General features: G+C 59.5%; 21 protein-coding genes and 2 pseudogenes. 7 read left to right on the top strand and 16 right to left on the bottom strand.

Annotated elements, in window-relative coordinates:
- Positions 1–10: 10 nt before the first annotated feature.
- On the top strand, positions 11–301 hold the full coding sequence (locus tag EXR36_11235) for a hypothetical protein (GenBank protein ID MSQ60187.1): 291 nt from the start codon (positions 11–13) through the stop codon (positions 299–301).
- Positions 302–359: 58 nt separating this feature from the next.
- Here EXR36_11235 and EXR36_11230 read toward each other — a convergent pair whose 3' ends face one another.
- The 6 genes from EXR36_11230 to EXR36_11205 all read right to left on the bottom strand — a co-directional run bounded on the left by EXR36_11230 (position 360) and on the right by EXR36_11205 (position 5,133).
- Positions 360–914: a hypothetical protein gene (locus EXR36_11230; protein ID MSQ60186.1), complete on the bottom strand. Its 555-nt coding sequence runs from the start codon at positions 912–914 to the stop codon at positions 360–362.
- Entirely contained in the window at positions 856–2,280 is a 1,425-nt protein-coding gene (locus tag EXR36_11225) for a hypothetical protein (protein ID MSQ60185.1), read from the bottom strand. The genes EXR36_11230 and EXR36_11225 overlap by 59 nt, the downstream gene beginning before the upstream one ends.
- A gap of 74 nt (positions 2,281–2,354) precedes the next feature.
- Positions 2,355–2,924: a YggT family protein gene (locus EXR36_11220; GenBank protein ID MSQ60184.1), complete on the bottom strand. Its 570-nt coding sequence runs from the start codon at positions 2,922–2,924 to the stop codon at positions 2,355–2,357.
- A 7-nt stretch (positions 2,925–2,931) separates the two neighbouring features.
- A complete protein-coding gene (locus tag EXR36_11215; protein MSQ60183.1) occupies positions 2,932–3,768 on the bottom strand; it encodes a pyrroline-5-carboxylate reductase in 837 nt (278 codons plus the stop codon).
- 44 nt (positions 3,769–3,812) lie between these two features.
- Complete coding sequence (locus EXR36_11210) at positions 3,813–4,310, bottom strand: SRPBCC family protein (protein MSQ60182.1); 498 nt, start codon at positions 4,308–4,310, stop codon at positions 3,813–3,815.
- Between the two features lie 88 nt (positions 4,311–4,398).
- The gene (locus tag EXR36_11205) at positions 4,399–5,133 is read right to left on the bottom strand and encodes a YggS family pyridoxal phosphate-dependent enzyme (GenBank protein MSQ60181.1); all 735 of its coding nucleotides are present in this window, start codon (positions 5,131–5,133) and stop codon (positions 4,399–4,401) included.
- A gap of 99 nt (positions 5,134–5,232) precedes the next feature.
- Between EXR36_11205 and EXR36_11200 the strand changes: the two are divergent.
- Positions 5,233–6,276: pseudogene (locus EXR36_11200) on the top strand (type IV pilus twitching motility protein PilT).
- Positions 6,277–6,321: 45 nt separating this feature from the next.
- Positions 6,322–7,459, top strand: a pseudogene (locus tag EXR36_11195) (PilT/PilU family type 4a pilus ATPase).
- Between the two features lie 81 nt (positions 7,460–7,540).
- On the opposite strand, the gene EXR36_11190 reads toward EXR36_11195, so the two are convergent.
- The 6 genes from EXR36_11190 to EXR36_11165 are packed head-to-tail and all read right to left on the bottom strand — an operon-like array spanning position 7,541 to position 12,558.
- On the bottom strand, positions 7,541–8,686 hold the full coding sequence (locus tag EXR36_11190; GenBank protein ID MSQ60180.1) for a class I SAM-dependent RNA methyltransferase: 1,146 nt from the start codon (positions 8,684–8,686) through the stop codon (positions 7,541–7,543).
- Between the two features lie 2 nt (positions 8,687–8,688).
- Positions 8,689–9,618: a lipoyl synthase gene (gene lipA / locus EXR36_11185; protein MSQ60179.1), complete on the bottom strand. Its 930-nt coding sequence runs from the start codon at positions 9,616–9,618 to the stop codon at positions 8,689–8,691.
- On the bottom strand, positions 9,615–10,247 hold the full coding sequence (gene lipB, locus EXR36_11180; GenBank protein MSQ60178.1) for a lipoyl(octanoyl) transferase LipB: 633 nt from the start codon (positions 10,245–10,247) through the stop codon (positions 9,615–9,617). Before lipB ends, lipA begins: the two co-directional genes overlap by 4 nt.
- A 40-nt stretch (positions 10,248–10,287) precedes the next feature.
- Positions 10,288–10,551, bottom strand: coding sequence for a DUF493 domain-containing protein (locus EXR36_11175; protein MSQ60177.1), 264 nt, complete (start codon positions 10,549–10,551; stop codon positions 10,288–10,290).
- Between the two features lie 20 nt (positions 10,552–10,571).
- Positions 10,572–11,453, bottom strand: coding sequence for a D-amino acid aminotransferase (locus EXR36_11170; GenBank protein MSQ60176.1), 882 nt, complete (start codon positions 11,451–11,453; stop codon positions 10,572–10,574).
- 16 nt (positions 11,454–11,469) lie between these two features.
- Positions 11,470–12,558, bottom strand: a complete 1,089-nt coding sequence (locus tag EXR36_11165) for a D-alanyl-D-alanine carboxypeptidase (GenBank protein ID MSQ60175.1) — start codon at positions 12,556–12,558, stop codon at positions 11,470–11,472.
- A 126-nt stretch (positions 12,559–12,684) separates the two neighbouring features.
- Here EXR36_11165 and EXR36_11160 point away from each other — a divergent pair, with 126 nt between their 5' ends.
- A complete protein-coding gene (locus tag EXR36_11160; GenBank protein MSQ60174.1) occupies positions 12,685–13,128 on the top strand; it encodes a copper chaperone PCu(A)C in 444 nt (147 codons plus the stop codon).
- Here the strand turns inward: EXR36_11160 and EXR36_11155 are convergent.
- Positions 13,106–13,681 (bottom strand): DUF2063 domain-containing protein, encoded by a 576-nt coding sequence (locus EXR36_11155; GenBank protein ID MSQ60173.1) that lies wholly within the window; start codon positions 13,679–13,681, stop codon positions 13,106–13,108. The genes EXR36_11160 and EXR36_11155 overlap by 23 nt on opposite strands.
- Before the next feature lie 371 nt (positions 13,682–14,052).
- On the opposite strand from EXR36_11155, the gene argB reads away from it, so the two are divergent.
- Genes argB through slmA form a run of 3 tightly spaced genes read left to right on the top strand, consistent with a single transcriptional unit; the run spans position 14,053 to position 16,169 of the window.
- Positions 14,053–14,940, top strand: a complete 888-nt coding sequence (argB, locus tag EXR36_11150) for an acetylglutamate kinase (protein ID MSQ60172.1) — start codon at positions 14,053–14,055, stop codon at positions 14,938–14,940.
- Positions 14,937–15,584, top strand: coding sequence for a pyrimidine 5'-nucleotidase (locus EXR36_11145; GenBank protein MSQ60171.1), 648 nt, complete (start codon positions 14,937–14,939; stop codon positions 15,582–15,584). The genes argB and EXR36_11145 overlap by 4 nt, the downstream gene beginning before the upstream one ends.
- 9 nt (positions 15,585–15,593) lie before the next feature.
- Complete coding sequence (slmA, locus tag EXR36_11140; protein ID MSQ60170.1) at positions 15,594–16,169, top strand: nucleoid occlusion factor SlmA; 576 nt, start codon at positions 15,594–15,596, stop codon at positions 16,167–16,169.
- Positions 16,170–16,391: 222 nt separating this feature from the next.
- On the opposite strand, the gene EXR36_11135 is transcribed toward slmA, so the two are convergent.
- The 3 genes from EXR36_11135 to EXR36_11125 all read right to left on the bottom strand — a co-directional run.
- Positions 16,392–17,135 (bottom strand): hypothetical protein, encoded by a 744-nt coding sequence (locus tag EXR36_11135; GenBank protein ID MSQ60169.1) that lies wholly within the window; start codon positions 17,133–17,135, stop codon positions 16,392–16,394.
- Between the two features lie 21 nt (positions 17,136–17,156).
- Positions 17,157–18,212 carry an adenylate/guanylate cyclase domain-containing protein gene (locus tag EXR36_11130; GenBank protein ID MSQ60168.1) on the bottom strand — a complete coding sequence of 352 codons (1,056 nt, stop codon included), beginning with the start codon at positions 18,210–18,212 and terminating at the stop codon, positions 17,157–17,159.
- 704 nt (positions 18,213–18,916) lie between these two features.
- A partial coding sequence (locus EXR36_11125; protein MSQ60167.1) for a cyclic nucleotide-binding domain-containing protein occupies positions 18,917–19,359 on the bottom strand: 443 nt, incomplete at its 5' end.

Below are 19,359 nucleotides of genomic sequence, written 5' to 3'. Positions count from 1 at the left end.
CTGGGTGGGCGTGAAGCTCAACCTCGCCAGCGGCTATATTGGGGTGGAACTCGGCCAGGCCATGGACGCCCACTGCACGAAAGTCGCTGCAGCGGCTTGTGTTGGATCCGAGACAGGCGCCACGTTGTTCGGAATCGGCTACTTCCACAATCTGTCCAAGCAGAGCCAATTGCAGGTCATCTTAGGGACCATTACGAACGGCGATGCGGCCAACTACATCTTAGCTGGCGGGGCGCACAACAATAACGTGAACGGCGCGAGCCATACGGGCCTCTACACCGGCATCAAGCACACGTTCTAATTTGGCTGAAGCCAGTTACCTTGCAGGAAAAAACGGGTGCCTTCGGGCGCCCGTTTTTTTATGCGGCGCGCGCCGCCACCGCTAAAGGCTCAACTTCCCCAAGCATCTGCTGCTTGAAATGCTGTAGCTCGCCCACTTGCTGCCCCAGAACCATCTTGCGGGCCTCGGCCTGCTTGATTCGCAATTGCAGCGTGGAAAGATCTTGTGAGATTTTCTTGAGATTCTCAACGCGCTTTTCGAGCAGGGCCTGGTGCTCCTTGAGATGCTTGGCGATGGGTTGCAAGGCGTTGCGCACCCAGTGGTCCAGCTCCTTGCGTGTTTGGCGGAACACTTCCCGTGCTTCGGTCACCAATCCGCCGTAGAACTTTCTCACCAGAAAATGCTTCTCGGTCATCACGTTCACCGGGTCCTTGCAGAACTTCTCGGTGGCGCCTCGCAGGGCTTGCATATCGAGAATGTGCTTTTCGAGATTGATGACCGGCGAGGAAACGTTGGAGATTCCGAACTTCTCCTTGAACTCGGTATAAACACCCTCGACGAAGGCGCGCGTTTCGCTACCGAAGGCGAGAATGTTGTCCGACTGCGAGGCGAAGTTGCCGAACAAGGTGTTCATGCTTCCCATCAATCCCGCCGTGGTCCAACTGCCTTCGATGGCATTTCGGCTTTTCGCTAATAGCTTTTCGATTTTTTCGTCCGACAAGGCGGCCGTTAGCGCATGGCCTTGCTTGAGTAGCGTGCCGTAGGATTTTCGCAGGCTCTCCATGCGTTTCAAGTATTCCGCGCGGTCTTGCTCCAGGCGGGTAAGCATGGCTTGCGCGATGTCCCGGTTCTTCCCGGAGAGTTTGGCGAGCTCGAGATGCTCTGTTCGTGCCGCCGCCAGTTGCACGCGCAGGCTCTGCAGAGAATCGTCCACCATGACGCCCATCTCGAGCGATACGGAATCTCGCACGATTTGCTGCTTGGCGGGAATGATGTCGTGGGCAATCAGGGTTTTGAGCTGACAGCGCGATGACTTGGTCATGGCCAAGCTTGAGAAGCTCGGCGGTTTGCTTGATCTGGCGTTGAATGGATTGCTGGATCTCCTCCTCGCTCTTCAACTCGTCCCAAGTCAGATCGACCTTGTTCAGCAAGGCGATACGGCGGGTCTGGTAGCTTTGAACGTAGCGTTCCCAGATTTCCATGTCGGATTTAATGACGCCGGTATCCATGGCGAGCAAGAACACCACGGCATGGGCATTGGGCACCATGCGCAGCGTCAACTCCGGTTCGGTGCCCAGTGCGTTGAGTCTGGGGGTGTCCAGTATCACCAACCCGCTTTTCAGCAGAGGATGCGGATAGTTGATCATGGCATGGCGCCAAGCGGGAATCTGCACGAGTTTGCCCTTGGTCACCAAGGTCGTGGAGTAGGCTTCGTTGGGGTCCAGGAGCCCTAATTCTCCCGCCTTGCCCACCGTCACTTGCTTCGTTTCAGCCAAGCTGGCCATCGCTCGCAGAACGTCTTTTTGAGACGACATGTTCAAACGCAGTGTGACCCAATGTTCTGGCTGTGTCTTATACATGCCAATGGTGGGATCTTCCTTGCGCGTTTCGATCGGCAACAGCCGGATATAGGGTTCGTCCTTGGGATCGTAGAAAATTTCGGTGTGGCACATGGTGGTGCGGCCCACGTCGGAGGGGAGGAGGCGTTGCTTGAAATCGGAGAAAAACATGGCGTTGATCAACTCGCTTTTCCCTCGCGAATACTCGGCGAGAAAAGCCAGGATCAAGCGGTCGTTCTTGAGGTTTTCCAGGACGTCGTAGATGCGCAGACTTTGCTGGATGTCGACATGGCCGTGACGGTCAAGCCAAGCCTGGAAGGATTCGATCCCCGCCCGAATCTCTTCCCGCCAGCGGCCATAACCTTCGATGAGTCCTTCCAGGGATTCGCTCATGATCTCGTGTGCTAGTTGCCCCAGGGAGTTGGAGATCCCTCGGTTCATGCTTGGGAACGAACCAAAATGCAATTAGCATTCCCGTCGGCACGGCCAGAGGCTTGGCGCTCTGGGCCTGGGTGCTAGAGCGCGAGCATTCTTTCCAGCCAGGCGATAGGCACCATGAGAAGCAACTGGCACACGACAATCACGAACAACGGGGACAGATCCACCCCCCCCACGTTCGGGATGCGCCGCCGGAAATGGCGCAGGAAGGGGTTGGTGACGCTGTTAAGAATGGGTGCCGCCGGGTTATAGGGATTCACCCAAGAAAGGACGGCTTGGACGATTACCGCGAACATCACGAGATAGATCGTCAACTTGATCAATCGCACCACTGCCAGTAAGGCTAGCCCCACCCAGGAAGCTCCGCTGAGAACGGAGATCGGGACGCCCTGAAGCGACGCGACCAATATCATGAGCAAGAGCTCGAAAGCCCAGGCCATGACTAAACTCGCGAGATCGATTCCCCATAGGCCGGGTATGAGGCGGCGCGCGGGTAGAACGATCCAGTCCGTGAGAGCGTGCAAGAATAAGGAGGCGGGATTGCGCGGGGCCGCGCGAAACCATTGCAGGTAAAAGCGCATCAGTAGCGCGAATACGAATAACCCGGCAAAGGTTTCGAGGACGAAGATGAGTGGTTGTATGAGCACGAGATATTTAAGCCGGTTGGCCGAAGGTGTCGCCAAGCTCGCGAGAGCGCGCCGCCGCCGATATCACGCCGGTAACGATGTGCTGCTTGAGGCGGGCTGCGTCGAATTCGGAGAGCGCGCGCTCGGTTGTCCCGCCCTTGGACGTGACGCGTTCACGCAGCACGGCCGCGGGTTCCGCGCTCGCGGAGGCGAGTTTCGCCGCACCGGTAAAGGTATCTAGTACGAGCTGCTTGGCCTGTTGCGTGTTTAACCCAAGCTCGAGCGCTGCTTCCTCCATGGCCTCCATAAAGTAGAACACGTAGGCTGGGCCGCTACCGGACACGGCAGTCACTGCGTCCAGCTGGGACTCATCGTCCAACCAGATCACCGATCCGACGCAAGCCAGAATCTGCCCGGCTTGCGAGCGCTGCGTGGCGTCCACCCCTGGCATGGCATAAAGAGCCGAAACCCCGGCGAGGACCAAGGCGGGGGTGTTTGGCATGGCGCGCGCGATGCGGCCATAGTTCCCCAACCATCGCGACAGGTCGCCGCATCGCACTCCCGCGGCGATGGTGAGTACGAGCTGGCTTTGCAACAACGGCGCGAGCGAAAGAGCAACCTCGCGGAGTTGTTGCGGCTTTACCGCTAGGACTATCACGCCATTTGCGGGCGGCTGGGTGGATAAATTCGCCGAAGTACGAACCTTGAACTTCTTCTCCAACGCCTGCCTTGCGTTCTCGCTGATCTCCACGACGTGAAACTGCCCCGCCTTGTAGCCGCGCTGAAGCAATCCACCTATCAGGGCGCGGGCCATATTGCCTCCGCCGATGAAGGTGACCGAAGTTGTTCTGGACTCGGACGTCATGGCGAGGCCCGCCGAATGGGTTCCGGAGGGCACGGGAGCCATTACTACAAAGAGGCCTTGAGCGGATCCAGGCCGGCCTTGTAGGCGCCATTGAGGAAATTGATGACCTCCTCTTCCTTCATTTTTCCCCCGGAGTTATTTTCGAAGGCACTGCGCCAAAGAATCGCGGTGATGCCGGGGCTTAGCTGAATGACTTCCATGGTGGATTGGTAGTTCTTGATGGGCAAGGGATTGGGGTCGATGACGTTGTACGTGAAGCGGCGCTTGGCGGCACTCCATTCCAACAGCGTCTCATCGAAGCTTGGCCCGTCCTTGACGGTGAGCGTGCGGATGGCGCCCACCACATTGTTGGTGCCCGATTTGATCACATCGTTGGAAAATACGGGGTGCCATTTGTGCAGACCGTCGAAATCCTTGACGGCATCCCACACCTTGCCAATGGGCGCCTTGATGTTGATGGTTTGGTATGCATTGAGCACGCCGTCCGCTCGAACTGAGAGCGAGAGCAGACCGCAAATCGCGGCTACTAGCAATTTCTTCATGATTAAGGTCTCCGGTTATTTGTTATGGGTTCGCCGCAGATTCACCGCCGTAAGGATGGGAGTATATAGGGTTGGTTTGGCGTGCGGTTCAGTGCCGCTCGCCAAATATCGCGCGCCCCACACGCACCAGCGTCGCACCCTCCGCGATGGCTGCCTCCAGGTCGTCCGACATCCCCATGGAGAGCGTATCGAGATTCAAACCTTCTTTTTCGAGGCTGTCCTTCAAGTGCCGCAGGCGTGCGAACGGTACCCTTTGTAGCGCGGGATCGGAGGTGGGTTCCGGAATCGCCATCAAGCCCCGGAGCCTGAGGTTGGGTAGTGTGGAGATTTGGCGGGCGAGGGGGAGAAGTTCCCCGGGTCTGACCCCCGACTTCGACGCCTCGCCGCTGATGTTCACCTGTATGCATACATTGAGCGGGCCCAAGGCCGGCGGACGTTGATCCGACAGGCGCTGGGCAATCTTGAGCCGGCCAATGCCATGCACCCATTGAAAATTCTCGGCAATGACGCGGGTTTTATTGCTTTGCAAGGGGCCGATGAAATGCCATTCGATGGGTTGCGCCAAAGATTCTCGCGCCAATGCCGTTATCTTGGCCATCGCCTCGTCCACGTAGCTTTCACCAAAGGCGCGTTGTCCGGCTGCGTAGGCGGCCAGAATATCGCCGGCGGGGAAAGTCTTGCTCACGGCGATGAGGGCGACTTCGTTCGGATCACGGCCGGCGTGCTGGCACGCCCGAATGATGCGAGCATGTACCGCCTTGAGGTTATCGCCGGTTGTAGAGGGAAGATCCGCTGGCGGATACGAGCCGGGAACGTTGGGCATGCCAATTGACTAGTACAAAAATTCGAGGCTTGGGCCGCACATGGGGTATTAGGTGCGTGACCCTCGCAGCGGAGCGCATAACTCTCACCGATTATAGCCATGGATATCGCCGAACTCCTCGCCTTTGCAGTGAAGAACAAAGCTTCCGACTTGCACTTATCCTAGGGGCTGCCGCCCATGATTCGTGTGCATGGCGACGTGCGCCGCATCAACCTGCCACCCATGGAGCACAAGGACGTGCACGCCATGGTGTACGACATCATGAGCGACTCCCAGCGCAAGCAGTACGAGGAGAACCTGGAGTGCGATTTCTCCTTCGCCATTCCCAATCTCGCGCGTTTTCGGGTGAACGCCTTCGTGTAAAACCGCGGCGCGGGCGCCGTCCTGCGGACCATTCCTTCCAAGGTACTGTCGCCGGAAGATCTGAAAGCCCTGGCGGTGTTCAAGGATATCTCCAACACCCCGCGCGGGATTGTGTTGGTCACGGGGCCCACGGGCTCCGGCAAATCCACCACCTTGGCGGCCATGGTGAATTACATCAACGAGGAAGATTACGGGCATATCCTGACGGTGGAAGACCCCATCGAATTCGTGCACGAGAGCAAGAAGTGCCTGATCAACCAGCGCGAGGTGGGGCCCCACACGCTGAGTTTCGCCAATGCGCTGCGCTCGGCCTTGCGCGAGGATCCGGACGTGATTCTGGTGGGCGAGATGCGCGACTTGGAAACCATCCGCCTGGCGCTGACGGCCGCCGAAACCGGCCACTTGGTGTTCGGTACCCTGCACACCAGTTCCGCCGCCAAGACCATCGATCGTATCATCGACGTGTTTCCCGCCGCGGAGAAGGAAATGGTTCGCGCCATGCTCTCGGAGAGTTTGCGCGCGGTGATCTCCCAATCCTTGCTCAAGACCAAGGATGGGGCGGGCCGCGTGGCGGCGCACGAAATCATGATCGGCACACCGGCCATCCGCAACTTGATTCGCGAAGCCAAGGTGGCGCAGATGTATTCCGCCATCCAAACTGGCGCGCAGCTCGGCATGCAGACCTTGGATCAGTGCCTGCAAGAACTCGTCAAGCGCAACATCGTGGCTCCCGCCGAGGCGCGGGCAAAAGCCGCCAACAAGGACGCCTTCCCCGGCTAAGGCCGGTACAAGGAACAGACCCCAACCACCTGGAGATCAAAGTTCATGGAACGCGATCAATCCATCAAGTTCGTGCATGAGTTGTTGCGCGTGATGATTGCCAAGAAGGCCTCGGACTTGTTCATCACGGCAGGGTTTCCGCCCGCCATGAAGATCGATGGCCGTATGACCCCCGTCTCCAACCAAATTCTGACCCCAACCCATACGCTCGAAGTGGCGCGGGCCATGATGAACGACCGGCAGGCCCAGGAGTTCGAGGCCACCAAGGAGTGTAATTTCGCGGTCAATCCGCCCGGGCTGGGACGGTTCCGGGTCAACGCCTTCATTCAGCAGGCGCGCGTCGGAATGGTCTTGCGCGTCATCAACGTGCGCATTCCCAGTTTCAGCGAGTTGAATATTCCGGAAGTGCTCAAGGATGTGTGCATGACCAAGCGCGGCCTGGTGCTGGTGGTGGGCGCCACGGGTTCGGGTAAATCCTCCACCTTGGCCGCCATGCTGGGCTACCGTAACGAGAATAGCCATGGGCACATCATCACCATCGAGGATCCGGAGGAATTCGTGCACGAGCACAAGAACTGCCTCATTACCCAGCGCGAAGTGGGGGTGGATTCGGAATCCTGGGAAAGCGCGCTGAAGAACACCTTGCGGCAGGCGCCGGACGTGATTCTCATCGGCGAAATCCGCGACCAAGGCACCATGAACCACGCCGTCACTTTTGCCGAAACTGGCCACCTGTGTTTGGCTACCTTGCACGCCAATAGCGCGAACCAAGCCTTGGACCGCATCATCAACTTCTTCCCCGAGGAGCGCCGGGCCCAGCTGCTCATGGACTTGTCGCTGAACCTGAAGGCGATGATTTCCCAGCGCCTGCTACCCAAGCGCAAGGGGCCAGGGCGGGTACCCGCCTTCGAGGTCATGCTGAATTCGCCCTTGATCTCCGACCTCATCTTCAAGGGCGAAGTGCACGAGATCAAATCCATCGTCTCCAAGTCCCGCGAGTTGGGGGATGCAGACCTTCGACCAGGCGCTGTTCGACCTCTACGAGTCCGATCTCATCAGCTACGAAGATGCCATGCGCAACGCCGACTCCATGAACGAACTGCGGCTCGCCATCAAGCTACGCGGCAAGGAATCCAAGGAGCGCGACATGATGGAAGGGTTGGATCATTTGAATATAGTGTAACTGCCGTGAAGGGTGAGACGTGAAACGTGAGGGGATGACGGCGGTAAGTGAAGTATCGCTTCACGCTTCACGCCTCACCCTTCACGGCCTTTCTCGCCTCATCGCCCCTGCCACCAGCTTGATCTCGTAGAGACGGCATTCCAGCGATCCGTTGAACAACGGGATGCGGCGAGAGGGCTTCAAGCCCATGCGCTTGGGGAGGTCCAGGTCGCCCGTGAAGATATAGGCGGTCCAGCCCGGGAAGTTGTGCTTGAGCGCGGTTCCTAGTTTCGGATAGAAGTTCGCCAGGGCCTCCGCGGTTTCCAGGCGCACGCCGTAGGGCGGGTTGGTCAAGACGATGCCCGAAACAGCCGGAGGTTTTCGCTCCAACACATCGCACACTTCAATTTCCACCGCGTTCTCCAATCCCATGGCGTAGAAAGTCTTGCGTGCGGTTTCCACTTGGCGGCGGTCACGGTCGCTGCCGTGAATTTGTAGCTTGCGATTCGCGGCTACCGGTACCTCGGAGCGGATGCTTCTCCAAAGAGCGGCGTCGTAGCCGTGCAATTTGCCAAAGGCGAAATCGCGCTGTGCGCCGGGCGCCATGCCGAGCGCGATGAGCGCCGCTTCCACCAGAATAGTGCCAGTGCCGCACATGGGGTCCAACAATGCCTGTTCAGGCGTCCAGCCTGACAATGCCAGCATGCCGGCCGCCAAGTTTTCTCGCAACGGCGCCTCGGTGCTTCCCAGGCGGTACCCGCGTTTGAAGAGGGCTTCGCCCGAAGTGTCGAGGTAAACCGAGAAGAAAGACTTTTCGAAGAAAGCGTGGATGCGGATGTCTGGGGAGGTGGTGGAGACGCTAGGGCGTTCGCCCGTGTCCTTGCGGAAGCGGTCGCACACCGCGTCCTTGATGCGCAAGGTGATGAAATCCAAGCTACGCAGTGGCGAGCCAATGGCGGAAACGTTGACGCGAATAGTTCTGGTGACTTGAAATAAGTTGCTCCATGGCATGGCGAAGCAGAGCCTGTATACGTCCTCTTCGTCTCGGTAGGGATGACTCGCGGCTTTCCACAGCACGCGGCTGGCGATGCGGCTCCATAGATTGACTTTGTAGCAGGTGGCCCAGCTGCCTTCGAAACTGGCGCCGCCTCGTGTGGGGGTGACCTTATCCGCGCCGGTTGCCGTGAGCTCTTGCGCGAGCACCGCTTCCAGGCCCGTGGGGCATGGCGCGAAGAATTGGTGCGCCACGCTTAACTCACGCCCGCGTCGTGAGCTTGTTGGTCGGCGTGGTAGCTTGAGCGAACCAAGGGCCCGCAGGCGGCGTGCACAAAGCCCATGGCGCGAGCCTCCTGCTCGTAGCGCTTGAACATGGCGGGCTCCACGTAACGCAGCACGGGCAAATGCCCGCGCGTGGGTTGCAGGTATTGCCCGATGGTCAGCATGTCCACCTGGTGCGCGCGCAGATCGCGCATGACTTGCAAAATCTCGTCATCGGTTTCGCCTAAACCCACCATGAGCCCGGACTTGGTCGTGATGCCAGTATGGTGTGCCTTTATGTCCTGCAACAACTTCAGGGAATGCGCATAGTCCGCTCCGGGCCGCGCTTGCTTGTACAGGCGCGGTACCGTCTCCAGATTGTGGTTCATCACGTCGGGCAAGGCTTGGCCGAGAATATCCACGGCCTTGTCCAAGCGGCCGCGAAAATCCGGTGTGAGTATCTCGATTCGGGTGCCGGGCGATTGCTCGCGCACGGCGCGAATGCAATCCACGAAGTGCTGGGCGCCGCCGTCGCGCAAGTCGTCGCGGTCCACGCTGGTGATCACCACGTACTTCAATTTCATGGCGGCGATGGTGCGCGCGAGATTGGCGGGCTCGGCTTGGCTGGGCGGTTTTGGGCGCCCGTGGGCGACGTCGCAGAAGGGGCAGCGGCGCGTGCACAAATCGCCGAGGATCATGAAGGTCGCGGTTCCCTTTCCGAAGCACTCCCCGATGTTGGGACAGGAAGCTTCTTCGCACACGGTGTGCAAATTATTCTCGCGCAGAGCTTGTTTCACCGCGCGAAAGTTCTCGCCCTCGCCCAGCCGGACGCGAATCCAGTCCGGTTTTTTGAGCGGGGCGATGGGGATGATCTTGATGGGGTTACGCGCCGTCTTCTCGCTGCCCGTCTCGCGCTGGCTCATGTTGGGATACTCATTTGGTGAAGCACGTGCTCCAGTAGTTTCTCGCCGGTTTCGGCCTTGCTCGCATGGATGCCCAAATCGCGCAACTGGGTGACCGGTAGCCCGGGCATGCCGCAGGGATCGATGCACGAAAAAGGCGCGAGATCCATGCCGGCGTTGAGCGCCAGGCCGTGATAGCTGCAGCCCTTCCGAATCCTGAGCCCCAGCGATGCGATCTTCGCGCCGTTCACGTAAACTCCCGGCGCGTTTTCGTTGCCGCCCGCGCTAATGCCGTATTCACTCAGCAACCCGGTCACCGCGTTCTCCAGTTTGCGCACCATCTTACGCACCGATAATCCATCGCGCGCGAGATTCCACAGCACGTACACCACCCATTGCCCCGGGCCATGATAAGTCACCTGCCCGCCCCGGTCGGTTTTCAGCACCGGAATGGCGCCGGCCCCGCGCGGCAGATGAACCTCGCGCCCCGCAACGCCATAGGTATAGACCGGCTCATGCTCCAGCAACCACAATTCGTTCGGCGTGAATTCGCCGCGCGTATTCGTGAACTCCCGCATGGCCCGCCACGTAGGCTCGTACTCCACCAATCCGAGCCGCCGGACGACATGATGGCGCGCGGCTTCCTGCAAGCGGCCTTCACGCCTAACGCCTAACGCCTCGCGCCTCACGCTATAACACCATCACCGCCAGCGGGTGATCGCACAGTTCCTGGTAGAGCGAATCCAACTGCTCGCGCGAAGTGGCTTTGATCATGCAGGTGAGGCTGATGTAACTCTTCTTCCGGCTTGGGCGCATCTCCACCGTGGACTCGTCGAAATCCGGCGCGAACTTCTTCACGATGGACACCACGTCTTGGGCGAAGCCCGGTTGCATGCGCCCCATTACCTTGAGCGGAAAATCGCAGGGGAAATCGATTAGAGTTTCTTGCGTCATGAAATGACTATCAACGGACCCTAGCGATGCGCGAGACGAGGGCGTTTGCCTTCTTGGAAGAGTGCGTGAATGCGTTTGAACAACGCGCCGGGTTTTCCGGTTCCCACCGGTTTGCCGTCCAGTGTGGTGATGGCGAGCACCTCGCGTGTGGAAGACGAGAGCCACACTTCGTCCGCGCCGCGCAATTCCGCTTCTGGCACGGCGCGTATCTCCACGGGTATGCCGCCCTTGCGAGCCAGGTCCAGCACGACGTCGTAGGTAATGCCGGGTAGGATCAAATGGCTCTTGGGAGGGCACAACAAAGTCCCGTTCTTGACCACGAAAATATTGCTCGCCGCGCCTTCCGTGAGAAAGCCATCGCGCACCATCACCGCCTCCGCGCAACCGGCGTCCACGGCGGCTTGGCGCAACAAGATGTTGGGGAGGAGCGAGGTGGATTTGATATCGCAACGCAGCCAGCGATTGTCGGGCAAGGTCAGAGCCTTCACGCCTTCGGACACCGCCTGTGCCGTTGGCGTGCTCAACTGGTTGCTCATGATGAATACAGTGGGGGTGACGCCCGCGGGGAAAGCATGATCGCGCTTGGCTATCCCGCGCGTGACTTGCAGATAAAGCGCTTGGTCTTCGTGCGGGCTGCGCTGGATCACTTCTCGAAACAAGGATTGCCACTGCGTGTCGTCATGGGGATTGGACATGCGCACGCTTTCCAGCGATGCTCGCAACCGCCGCAGGTGGCCGGCCAGTCTCAGCGGTTCGCGGTTGTAGACCGGGATCACCTCGTAGATACCATCCCCGAAAATGAAACCCCGGTCGAGCACGCTCACGCGCGCATCCTTCAGGGCGAGGAACTCTCCATTGAGATAAGCGACGGCATCGGGCGAGGCAATGGAGTCTGGGATCATGGTGTCCTTTAACGGCCTACTTGATTCGCAACCGGAGGCTATCCCACGCCCGCACGAAGATATTGGCGATGCTCACGTTGGCGAGAGACACGACACCGCGCTCACCGAAGGGCTTCCCCGCCAAGGTCACGCGCATGGTTCCCACGGCTTGATTGGTGCTGATGGGCGCCAGCAACGGTTGCACGCTTTCCAATTTCGCTTGCAACCGGTCTTTTTGTCCGCGCGGTACGGTTACGAAGTAATCGTCCAGAAATCCAACTGGGACCTCGCGTTCGCTGCCCTTCCACACCTGCAATTTCGCCACCGGCGCGCCCTTTTCGTAGAGACGCACGCCTTCGAAAAACTGGAAGCCATAGTTCAGAAGTTTCTGCGCTTCGATGGCGCGTGCCGTTTCCGAGGCGGCTCCCAGCACCACGGCCACGAGCCGGCGGGATTCGCGCCGCGCCGACGCGATGAGGCAGTACCCGGCGTTGTCGGTAAAACCGGTCTTGACTCCATCCACATACGGGTCCTTGCTCAGTAGCAAGTTGCGGTTGGGCTGGGTGATCTTGTTGTAGGTGTACTCCCGCAGCGAGTAAAGCGGGTAGTGCTCGGGGAAATCGCGGATGACGGCGGCCGCGAGCCGCACCAAGTCCTGCGCGGTGGAGAAATGTTGCTCGTTGGGTAATCCCGTGGCGTTGACGAAACTCGATCCCTTCAACCCCAAGCGCCTGGCCTCCCGGTTCATCATTTTGGCGAAAGCGGCTTCGTCTCCAGCCACGGCTTCCGCCAACGCCAGGCTCGCATCGTTGCCCGATTGAACAATCATACCCCGTAGCAATTCGTCGATGCTGACTGGTTTGTTGGGCTCGATGAACATACGGGAGCCCTGGGTCTTCCATGCATTCACCGAAGGTGTGATTTGCTGTTGGGCCGTCACGAGCTTTTGCTTGAGTGCCCCGAACACCACGTACGCGGTCATCAGCTTGGTGAGGGATGCCGGCTCCATGCGTTCCTCCGCGCGATGCTCGGCCAGAATTTGATTGCTTTGCACATCCAGAAGGAAGTAGGCTCTGGCTGCGATGGCCGGTGGATCGTTCGCCCAGGTGATGACCGGGACTAGCATCGCCGCCAAGAATGCAAAGGCGCGGCAGGAAAAGAGTTTGACGAGTAAGTGGTTCAGAGGAGGGTATCCCGTGCCAGTGGCAAAATGGCGATTATACGAGTGGATCCGCGAGGACAAGGACGCCCCATGAGATTTTTTCTGCGGATAGGAGTGTTGTTGGGTGCATTGCTGCTCGCACCGGCCGCGTTCGCGGTGGAAATTACGGACACGTGGGCACGCGCGACCGTCCCCGGACAGAACGTTGGCGCGGCCTACCTCACGATCACCAGTCCCACGCGCATGCGCCTGGTGGCCGTGAAGTCCGTGCTCGCCGGGCGCGTCGAAATTCACAGCACTCAGATGGGCGATGGCGTCATGAAGATGCGGCGCATTCAATACCTCGACATACCCGCGGGCGAAGCGGTGTCGCTAGCCCCGATGGCCACCCATCTGATGTTGTTGGACTTGAAGGCGCCCCTCGCGGCGGGCGGTCAAGTACCCTTGGAACTGGTCTTCAGGAGTAAGGGAAGGAAGAAGACAGTCAAAGTGGCGGCGCAGGTTCGCGCGATCACCCAGACGGCGCCGCGATAGCGCATATCAGTAGGTCGTCGGCCCAAGCGCGCACCATTCCCGCAAGCCGCCCTGGCGTCTCCTCTTCGCTCACCCATTGGCACAGGCCTTCACACAGCTGGGTGAAATTCTCGCCTGACCGGGCGCTATCCCATACCCAGGCCTCCTCGGGCGAGAGCGAGCGGAACATGACGATCAGATCCTTGCGCCAAAGCATCCATTGAGTGTATTTGGCCTCTTGCGCGACCGGGGGTAGGGGTTCTTCGGCATCGGCGGACATTCGCAGGCTGGCGGCGTTAGTTCGCAGGGACAAGCGTTGCACTGAAGGATGGAAGCGGAAGGTGAGTTCTGGCCACCGAGAAGGTTCCAAGGCCGCGATTTCCTCGAAGTTCATGGGGCGTTCATCGGCGGCATCGAAAGCGAGCGATATGGTCCATTCGAACAAAGCAAGTTCATGAAGCCATGGTTGCCCAGCGTAGGGTGGCGTGGCCCGCAGAAAATCCGGTAGCGAATGGCCATACCAGCGCAAATTGCGATGCACCGACGGGTTCGTCTCGATAAATTGCCGGGCCATGTCTCGAAACGCCTGCGCGCCCATCAGGGCTTTTAGCGCGCCGTAGTCGGTCGCTAGGGCCTCGGTGAGCCGCGAACGGTATGCATTACCGCGTCCTCGGCGCGCGCCTCATCGCGCAGACGAAGCAGTGCGTAACGCAGCAGGTAGGGGCGGTGTTGCTCGATGGCGTTCAAATCTTCCATGGCGGCGCGGCGCAATGTATTCGAGCCTGAAATCTATGCGGAATTGCCCAACAATTCAAGTGAGCAGAAGAAGGGCCGAGCCCGGTGCGCGCGCGGCCCTGTCGTCTTGGCGCTACATGTAAGTGGGCGGCCACCTTGCGTAGAATCTAAGCCTGCTCTACACTTGCTCAACTTATCCGGGCTATTCCGATGTCCCTCGATCTGACCGAAGCGCGCCAGAAAGCCAAAGTCCTCGCCGAAGCGCTCCCCTATATTCGCCGCTTTCACGGCAAGACCATCGTGATCAAGTATGGCGGTAACGCCATGACCGACGAACATCTGAAGCATTCCTTCGCGCGCGACGTGGTGCTGCTGAAATTGGTGGGGATGAATCCGGTGGTGGTCCATGGCGGCGGCCCGCAAATCGACGATTTGTTGAAGCGCTTGGGTAAGAAGGGCGAGTTCGTGCAAGGGATGCGCGTGACCGATGCCGAAACCATGGACGTGGTGGAAATGGTGCTCGGCGGATTGGTCAACAAGGAGATTGTCAGTCTCATCAACCAGCATGGCGGGCGCGCCATCGGACTCACCGGCAAGGATGGGTCCTTCATTCGCGCCAGGAAAATGATGGTCGCTAACCGCGACAACGAATCCGAAATGCTGGATATCGGCCAAGTGGGTGAAGTAAGCAGTATCGATCCTGGCATCATCCGCTTGCTGGAGACCGAGGAATTCATCCCCGTGGTGGCACCCATCGGCGTGGGCGACAAGGGCGAGAGCTACAACATCAACGCGGATCTGGTGGCGGGAAAGTTAGCCGAGGTGCTCAAGGCCGAGAAGCTCATCTTGCTCACCAATACCCCTGGCGTGCTGGATAAGAATGGGCAGCTACTTACCGGCCTCACGCCCAAGGAAGTGGATGCATTGTTCGCGGAGGGCACGCTATCTGGAGGCATGCTACCCAAGATTTCATCCGCGCTGGATGCCGCCAAAAGCGGCGTGAAAAGCGTGCACATCATCGACGGGCGCGTGGAACACGCGCTGTTGCTAGAGGTATTGACCGATGAAGGCGTGGGTACATTGATACGCGGTAGATGAAGAGCGTCGTATGGCTGTTCGATCTCGACAACACGCTGCACCGCGCGGATTCCCATGTGTTTGCGCACTTGAGCCAAACCATGTCGCGCTATATCGCGGAATTGCTGGGGGTGGACGAACACACCGCGAGCCTCGTACGCCATGGTTACTGGCGCCGCTATGGCGCGACGTTGCTGGGTCTCATGCGGCATCATGGCGTGGATCCCCATCATTTCTTGCGCGAAACGCATCGCTTCCCCGATCTTGCCTCCATGGTTATCCGCGAGCCGCTCCTGCGTCACGTGTTACGGCGTTTGCCGGGGAGAAAGTTCGTGTTTTCCAATGCGCCCGCGCAGTATGCAAGCGAGGTGCTTAAGTTGCTGCGCGTGTCGGATTTGTTCGAGGGCGTGTTCGCCATCGAACACACGCGCTTCAACCCCAAGCCCAGCATGAAGGGCTTCATGCGGCTTATCAAGGAACACCGGCTCCCCGCGCGGCGTTGCGTGATGGTGGAAGACAACCTGGGCAACTTGCGCACGGCCAAGCGGCTGGGAATGAAAACCGTATGGGTACACCGCTCCCACAAGGCGCCGCGTTTTGTCGACGTGAACATCAAGCACGTCGCCAGGCTTCCGCACTACCTGCGCCAACTCACTCACCCTTGAAGGAGCGCCATGCCCTCTAAGCCAGGAGAACGCAAGCACCAGATCCTGCAAAACCTCGCGCAGATGCTGGAGAATCCCAATCCAGAGAAAATCACCACGGCCTCGTTGGCCGCGAGACTGGATGTTTCGGAGGCGGCGCTCTACCGGCACTTCGCCAGTAAAGCGCAGATGTACGAAGGCTTGATCGAGTTCACCGAGGAAACCATCTTCGGGCTGGTGAACAAAATCACCGGCGATACCCAAAGTGGCGCCAAACAAATCGAAGGCGTTATTTCCATGCTGCTGGGCTTCGCCAAGAAGAATCCAGGCATGACGCGCGTGCTGATCGGCGAGGCGCTGGTGAACGAGAACGAGCGCCTGCAACAACGCATCAACCAGCTCCACGACCGCCTTGAGGCCACTCTAAAACAGAGCTTGCGCTTTGCCGCGGGCCAAGGCGAGGTGAAACAAGAAATAGATCCTGGCGCGCGCGCGAATTTGCTTCTCTGCTACGTGGTGGGCCGCTGGCATCAGTTCGCCAAGAGCGGGTTCAAGCGCGATCCAACGGAACTGTGGGTGGAGCAGTGGAAGGCGTTGGTGCCTTGAGAGCAGCCAATGTACCGATTCTGATTTGAAGTGAGAGGCCCCCGGCCAACCGCACCGATGAGAGAGGCGCCATTCTGGCGGTATCTCGAGACCGGCCTTGTGTAGACCTTCCACTAAGTGCTCAATCTGGTTCTCCGGCCAGTTGTACTTGCGGGCCTCGCGCCGATAATTTGCGGAGATGTCGGAATACAACTTGAGCAGCTTGGCGACCGCCGCCCTTGCCTATTCCATGCGACCCAACTGAGCATAATTCGCTGCCAAGAAGGTCTGCGTCCAGAAAAAGTCGGTCATTTCGATCTGCACGGTTTCGGCCAAGGACTGCTCGTACTCGCCCCTGAAGTAGTGGTAGATGGTAGCCGTAAAGTGGCACCACCTCGGATAATTCGGGCTCAGCGCCATCGCCTTCTTGGTCAGTGCGATGCCGCGCTCCCATTTGCCGACATACGCAGTCGCCAATCCTGAGAGGCAAACGACTTCTAGGTCGTTGGGATTGAGCGCGACCGCTCGCTCGGCACTGGCGAGGGAGGCATCGAGCTCGCGGCGGAACAAGCGGATCCAGGCCAAAGTCATATGCGCGACGGCGCTGCTGGGATCAAGCTCGGCCGCGCGCAGGCCTGCCTCAAGTGCTCGGTCGCGCGCGTCGTACAACTCGCGCCGCGGATTGAAATCAAATTCATACTCATGCACGTAGACTCGCCCGAGCCACGACCACGCCTCCGCGTAGCTTGGGTCGCGCGCTACGGTTCTTTCCAGACAGTCGCGGACAGCCCCGTGAAGCTCCGACGTGAAGACGTTGATGTACGCCGTCGCACGCAGAACGCAGTCATAGCTTTCGATGCTATCAGGTGCTTTGCCTTTGGCCTCTTGCAGACCGGCCCGACCGATCTGACCGTGCGGTACGGTGATACTGGCCACTGCGTTCGAGGTGATGTCGTCCTGCAGAGCAAAGATATCCGCGCCGGTCAACGAGCGATCGTAAGTTTCCGCCTATAGGTGCGCGCCGCTGCGCGCATCCAAGAGCTGCGCCATCACCCGCAGCGTCTTGCCTGATCGGCGCACGCTGCCCTCCAGCACGTAGCGCGCCCCCAGCTCGCGCCCTAGCTTCCACACGTCCACTGATTGTCCTTTGTACTGGAAGGTCGAATTGCGGGCGATGACATACAGGCCGCGGTAGCGGGCGAGCGCAGTAATGAGCTGCTCGGTGAGCCCGTCGCTGAAATAGTCCTGGCTGGGATCGCCGCTGAGGTTCGCAAACGGCAGCACCGCGAGCGAGGGTCCTTTGGGCATAGCCAGGATCGGGTCGTCAGCCGACACTGCGGCGAAGTTCCCGTAGCGCCACAGGCCGACCCCCGCGATAGTGCCCAATAGCACGACCCCGGCAAGCGCAGGCCACAACCACTTGTGCGCCGCCGCAGCCTTCGCGGGCGGCTTTCCCTCCCGCTTCTCGGTGCGCACCCGATACACCCTCACCGGTTTGGTGATGTTCTTGACAGCGTGCTCGCCTTGGAATGCGTAGGCGAAGGGCAGTTTGGACTCGATATGGTCGTGCACCGTGCCCGAGATGCATACACCGCCGGGTTCGGCGAGTGCCTGCACTCGCGCCGCGACATTGACGCCATCGCCGTAGATCGAACCATCTGACTGTTCGATGAGATCGCCAAGGTTTAGGCCAATGCGAAACTGCATGCGGCGTGCGTCGGGAAGATCCGCGTTACGCGCTTGGATTTCCTGCTGCACCTCCACGGCACAGCGTACCGCTTCGACCACTCTGGCGAACTCCGCCAGCACGTTGTCGCCAGCGGTGTCTACCACCCGGCCGCTGTACCGGGCAATCGCGCGCCTGAAGATATCGCGGCACGCATTGAGCGCGCGGACGGTTTCCTGGTCGTTTTCACCCATCATGCGGGAGTAACCTGCCGCGTCAGCGCTTAGGATCGCCGCGAGCTTGCGCCGGTTGGTCGTTTCGCTTTGTTCCATCTGTCCCGCCGATGACTTGGTCGTTGTACTCGCCCGTTGAAGTCCAACAGAATCGACGGAATGCATTTAGCCATCTGCCATAGAGGTCGTCAATGGTGGAAGCCGATACGTGAGCTGGGCCCCTTGGAGTGAGGCTTTTCAAGACGAAAATTTGCCGCGAGGTGCTGGCCCCACGCTATACTCTTTCGTAGCGACGGTGCGATTGGAGGATGGCCGGGGGCAGCCCGGCGGCTGGTAACTTTCTTTTGTGCGGCCAAAAGAAAGTCACCAAAGAAAAGGCCGCCCCGACTGAACCGCCCCTGCGGGGTTCCCTGCGTTACTCGAAGCGACGGGCGGCTGCGGAACTCGCCCGCGCGTGAAGCATGCGCGGACTCAGACAGTCCTCGCCGACATCCCCCGCCGCCTCTGCGTTACTCGGCGGTTCAGAAGGGGAAATGGGCACGTCGACATCCAAATTCAGACCCAAACCCAAACCCAAACCCAAACCCAAGAACTGCACCCTTCGCAGACCAATGGTTTGCTTTACCCCCCTTATGCCGCGCCGAGCAGCTCGGTTGGCTCGCGGGGTTTCGGCGAGGACTGTCTGAGTCCGCGCATGCTTTACGAGCGGGCGAGTTCCGCAGCCGCCGCGAGTCAACCAGGCAGCGCAGGAATTAAGCGGCATTGGGGTGCCCTTCTCTTTGGTTACTTTCTCTTGGGCAAGCAAGAGAAAGTAACTAGCCGCCGGGCTACCCCCGGCTATCAGTAGGCAGCGAAGAAACTGCGATCCGTCAAGCCGCCGACAACCTGCTATTCGCCCAGGTGAGCCGGTCGATCAGCAGGCGCAGGAAAGCTTTGTTCATCTGCTTCTGCAAAGTGTCCGAGGCTCGGTTGAGATCTTCCGCCTTGATCTCGATCACCGATAAAGGGGAGAGCGCGGTGATGGTGGTGGTGCGCCGAGCGTGGGAGCCTTCGAAGTAGAGCATCTCGCCGAAACAGTCGCCCGCGCGCAGAATGTTGAGAAGCCTGCCGCTCTTGGAGACCTTCGCTTCACCGTCGTTGATCACGCAAAAGTAGTCACCCGTATCGCCTTCCCGGATGACCACGTGCTCCGAGAGGAACTTCCGCCAGGAGGTAATGCGCAACGTCTCCCATATTTCCTGGTCGCCAAAATCCACGAAGAAGGACAGCGCTTTGATGGTGTCGAACTTCTCCGTGTCCGATATGGTGTCGG

It is taken from the genome of Betaproteobacteria bacterium, from assembly GCA_009693245.1.
Classification (GTDB): Bacteria; Pseudomonadota; Gammaproteobacteria; order Burkholderiales; family SHXO01; genus SHXO01.
Note: the sequence above shows the minus strand (reverse complement) of the source record. Positions and strands in the feature narration are given on the sequence as shown.

What these genes read in the sequence shown, in the direction of transcription:
- EXR36_11230 (MSQ60186.1), bottom strand. Translation starts at nt 914, where the DNA reads ATGAACACCTTGTTCGGCAACTTCGCCTCGCAGTCGGACAACATTCTC.
- EXR36_11225 (MSQ60185.1), bottom strand. Translation starts at nt 2,280, where the DNA reads ATGAACCGAGGGATCTCCAACTCCCTGGGGCAACTAGCACACGAGATC.
- EXR36_11215 (MSQ60183.1), bottom strand. Translation starts at nt 3,768, where the DNA reads ATGACGTCCGAGTCCAGAACAACTTCGGTCACCTTCATCGGCGGAGGC.
- EXR36_11210 (MSQ60182.1), bottom strand. Translation starts at nt 4,310, where the DNA reads ATGAAGAAATTGCTAGTAGCCGCGATTTGCGGTCTGCTCTCGCTCTCA.
- EXR36_11205 (MSQ60181.1), bottom strand. Translation starts at nt 5,133, where the DNA reads ATGCCCAACGTTCCCGGCTCGTATCCGCCAGCGGATCTTCCCTCTACA.
- lipA (MSQ60179.1), bottom strand. Translation starts at nt 9,618, where the DNA reads ATGAGCCAGCGCGAGACGGGCAGCGAGAAGACGGCGCGTAACCCCATC.
- EXR36_11175 (MSQ60177.1), bottom strand. Translation starts at nt 10,551, where the DNA reads ATGACGCAAGAAACTCTAATCGATTTCCCCTGCGATTTTCCGCTCAAG.
- EXR36_11170 (MSQ60176.1), bottom strand. Translation starts at nt 11,453, where the DNA reads ATGATCCCAGACTCCATTGCCTCGCCCGATGCCGTCGCTTATCTCAAT.
- EXR36_11165 (MSQ60175.1), bottom strand. Translation starts at nt 12,558, where the DNA reads ATGCTAGTCCCGGTCATCACCTGGGCGAACGATCCACCGGCCATCGCA.
- EXR36_11160 (MSQ60174.1), top strand. Translation starts at nt 12,685, where the DNA reads ATGAGATTTTTTCTGCGGATAGGAGTGTTGTTGGGTGCATTGCTGCTC.
- EXR36_11155 (MSQ60173.1), bottom strand. Translation starts at nt 13,681, where the DNA reads ATGGCCCGGCAATTTATCGAGACGAACCCGTCGGTGCATCGCAATTTG.
- argB (MSQ60172.1), top strand. Translation starts at nt 14,053, where the DNA reads ATGTCCCTCGATCTGACCGAAGCGCGCCAGAAAGCCAAAGTCCTCGCC.
- EXR36_11145 (MSQ60171.1), top strand. Translation starts at nt 14,937, where the DNA reads ATGAAGAGCGTCGTATGGCTGTTCGATCTCGACAACACGCTGCACCGC.
- slmA (MSQ60170.1), top strand. Translation starts at nt 15,594, where the DNA reads ATGCCCTCTAAGCCAGGAGAACGCAAGCACCAGATCCTGCAAAACCTC.
- EXR36_11130 (MSQ60168.1), bottom strand. Translation starts at nt 18,212, where the DNA reads ATGCATTCCGTCGATTCTGTTGGACTTCAACGGGCGAGTACAACGACC.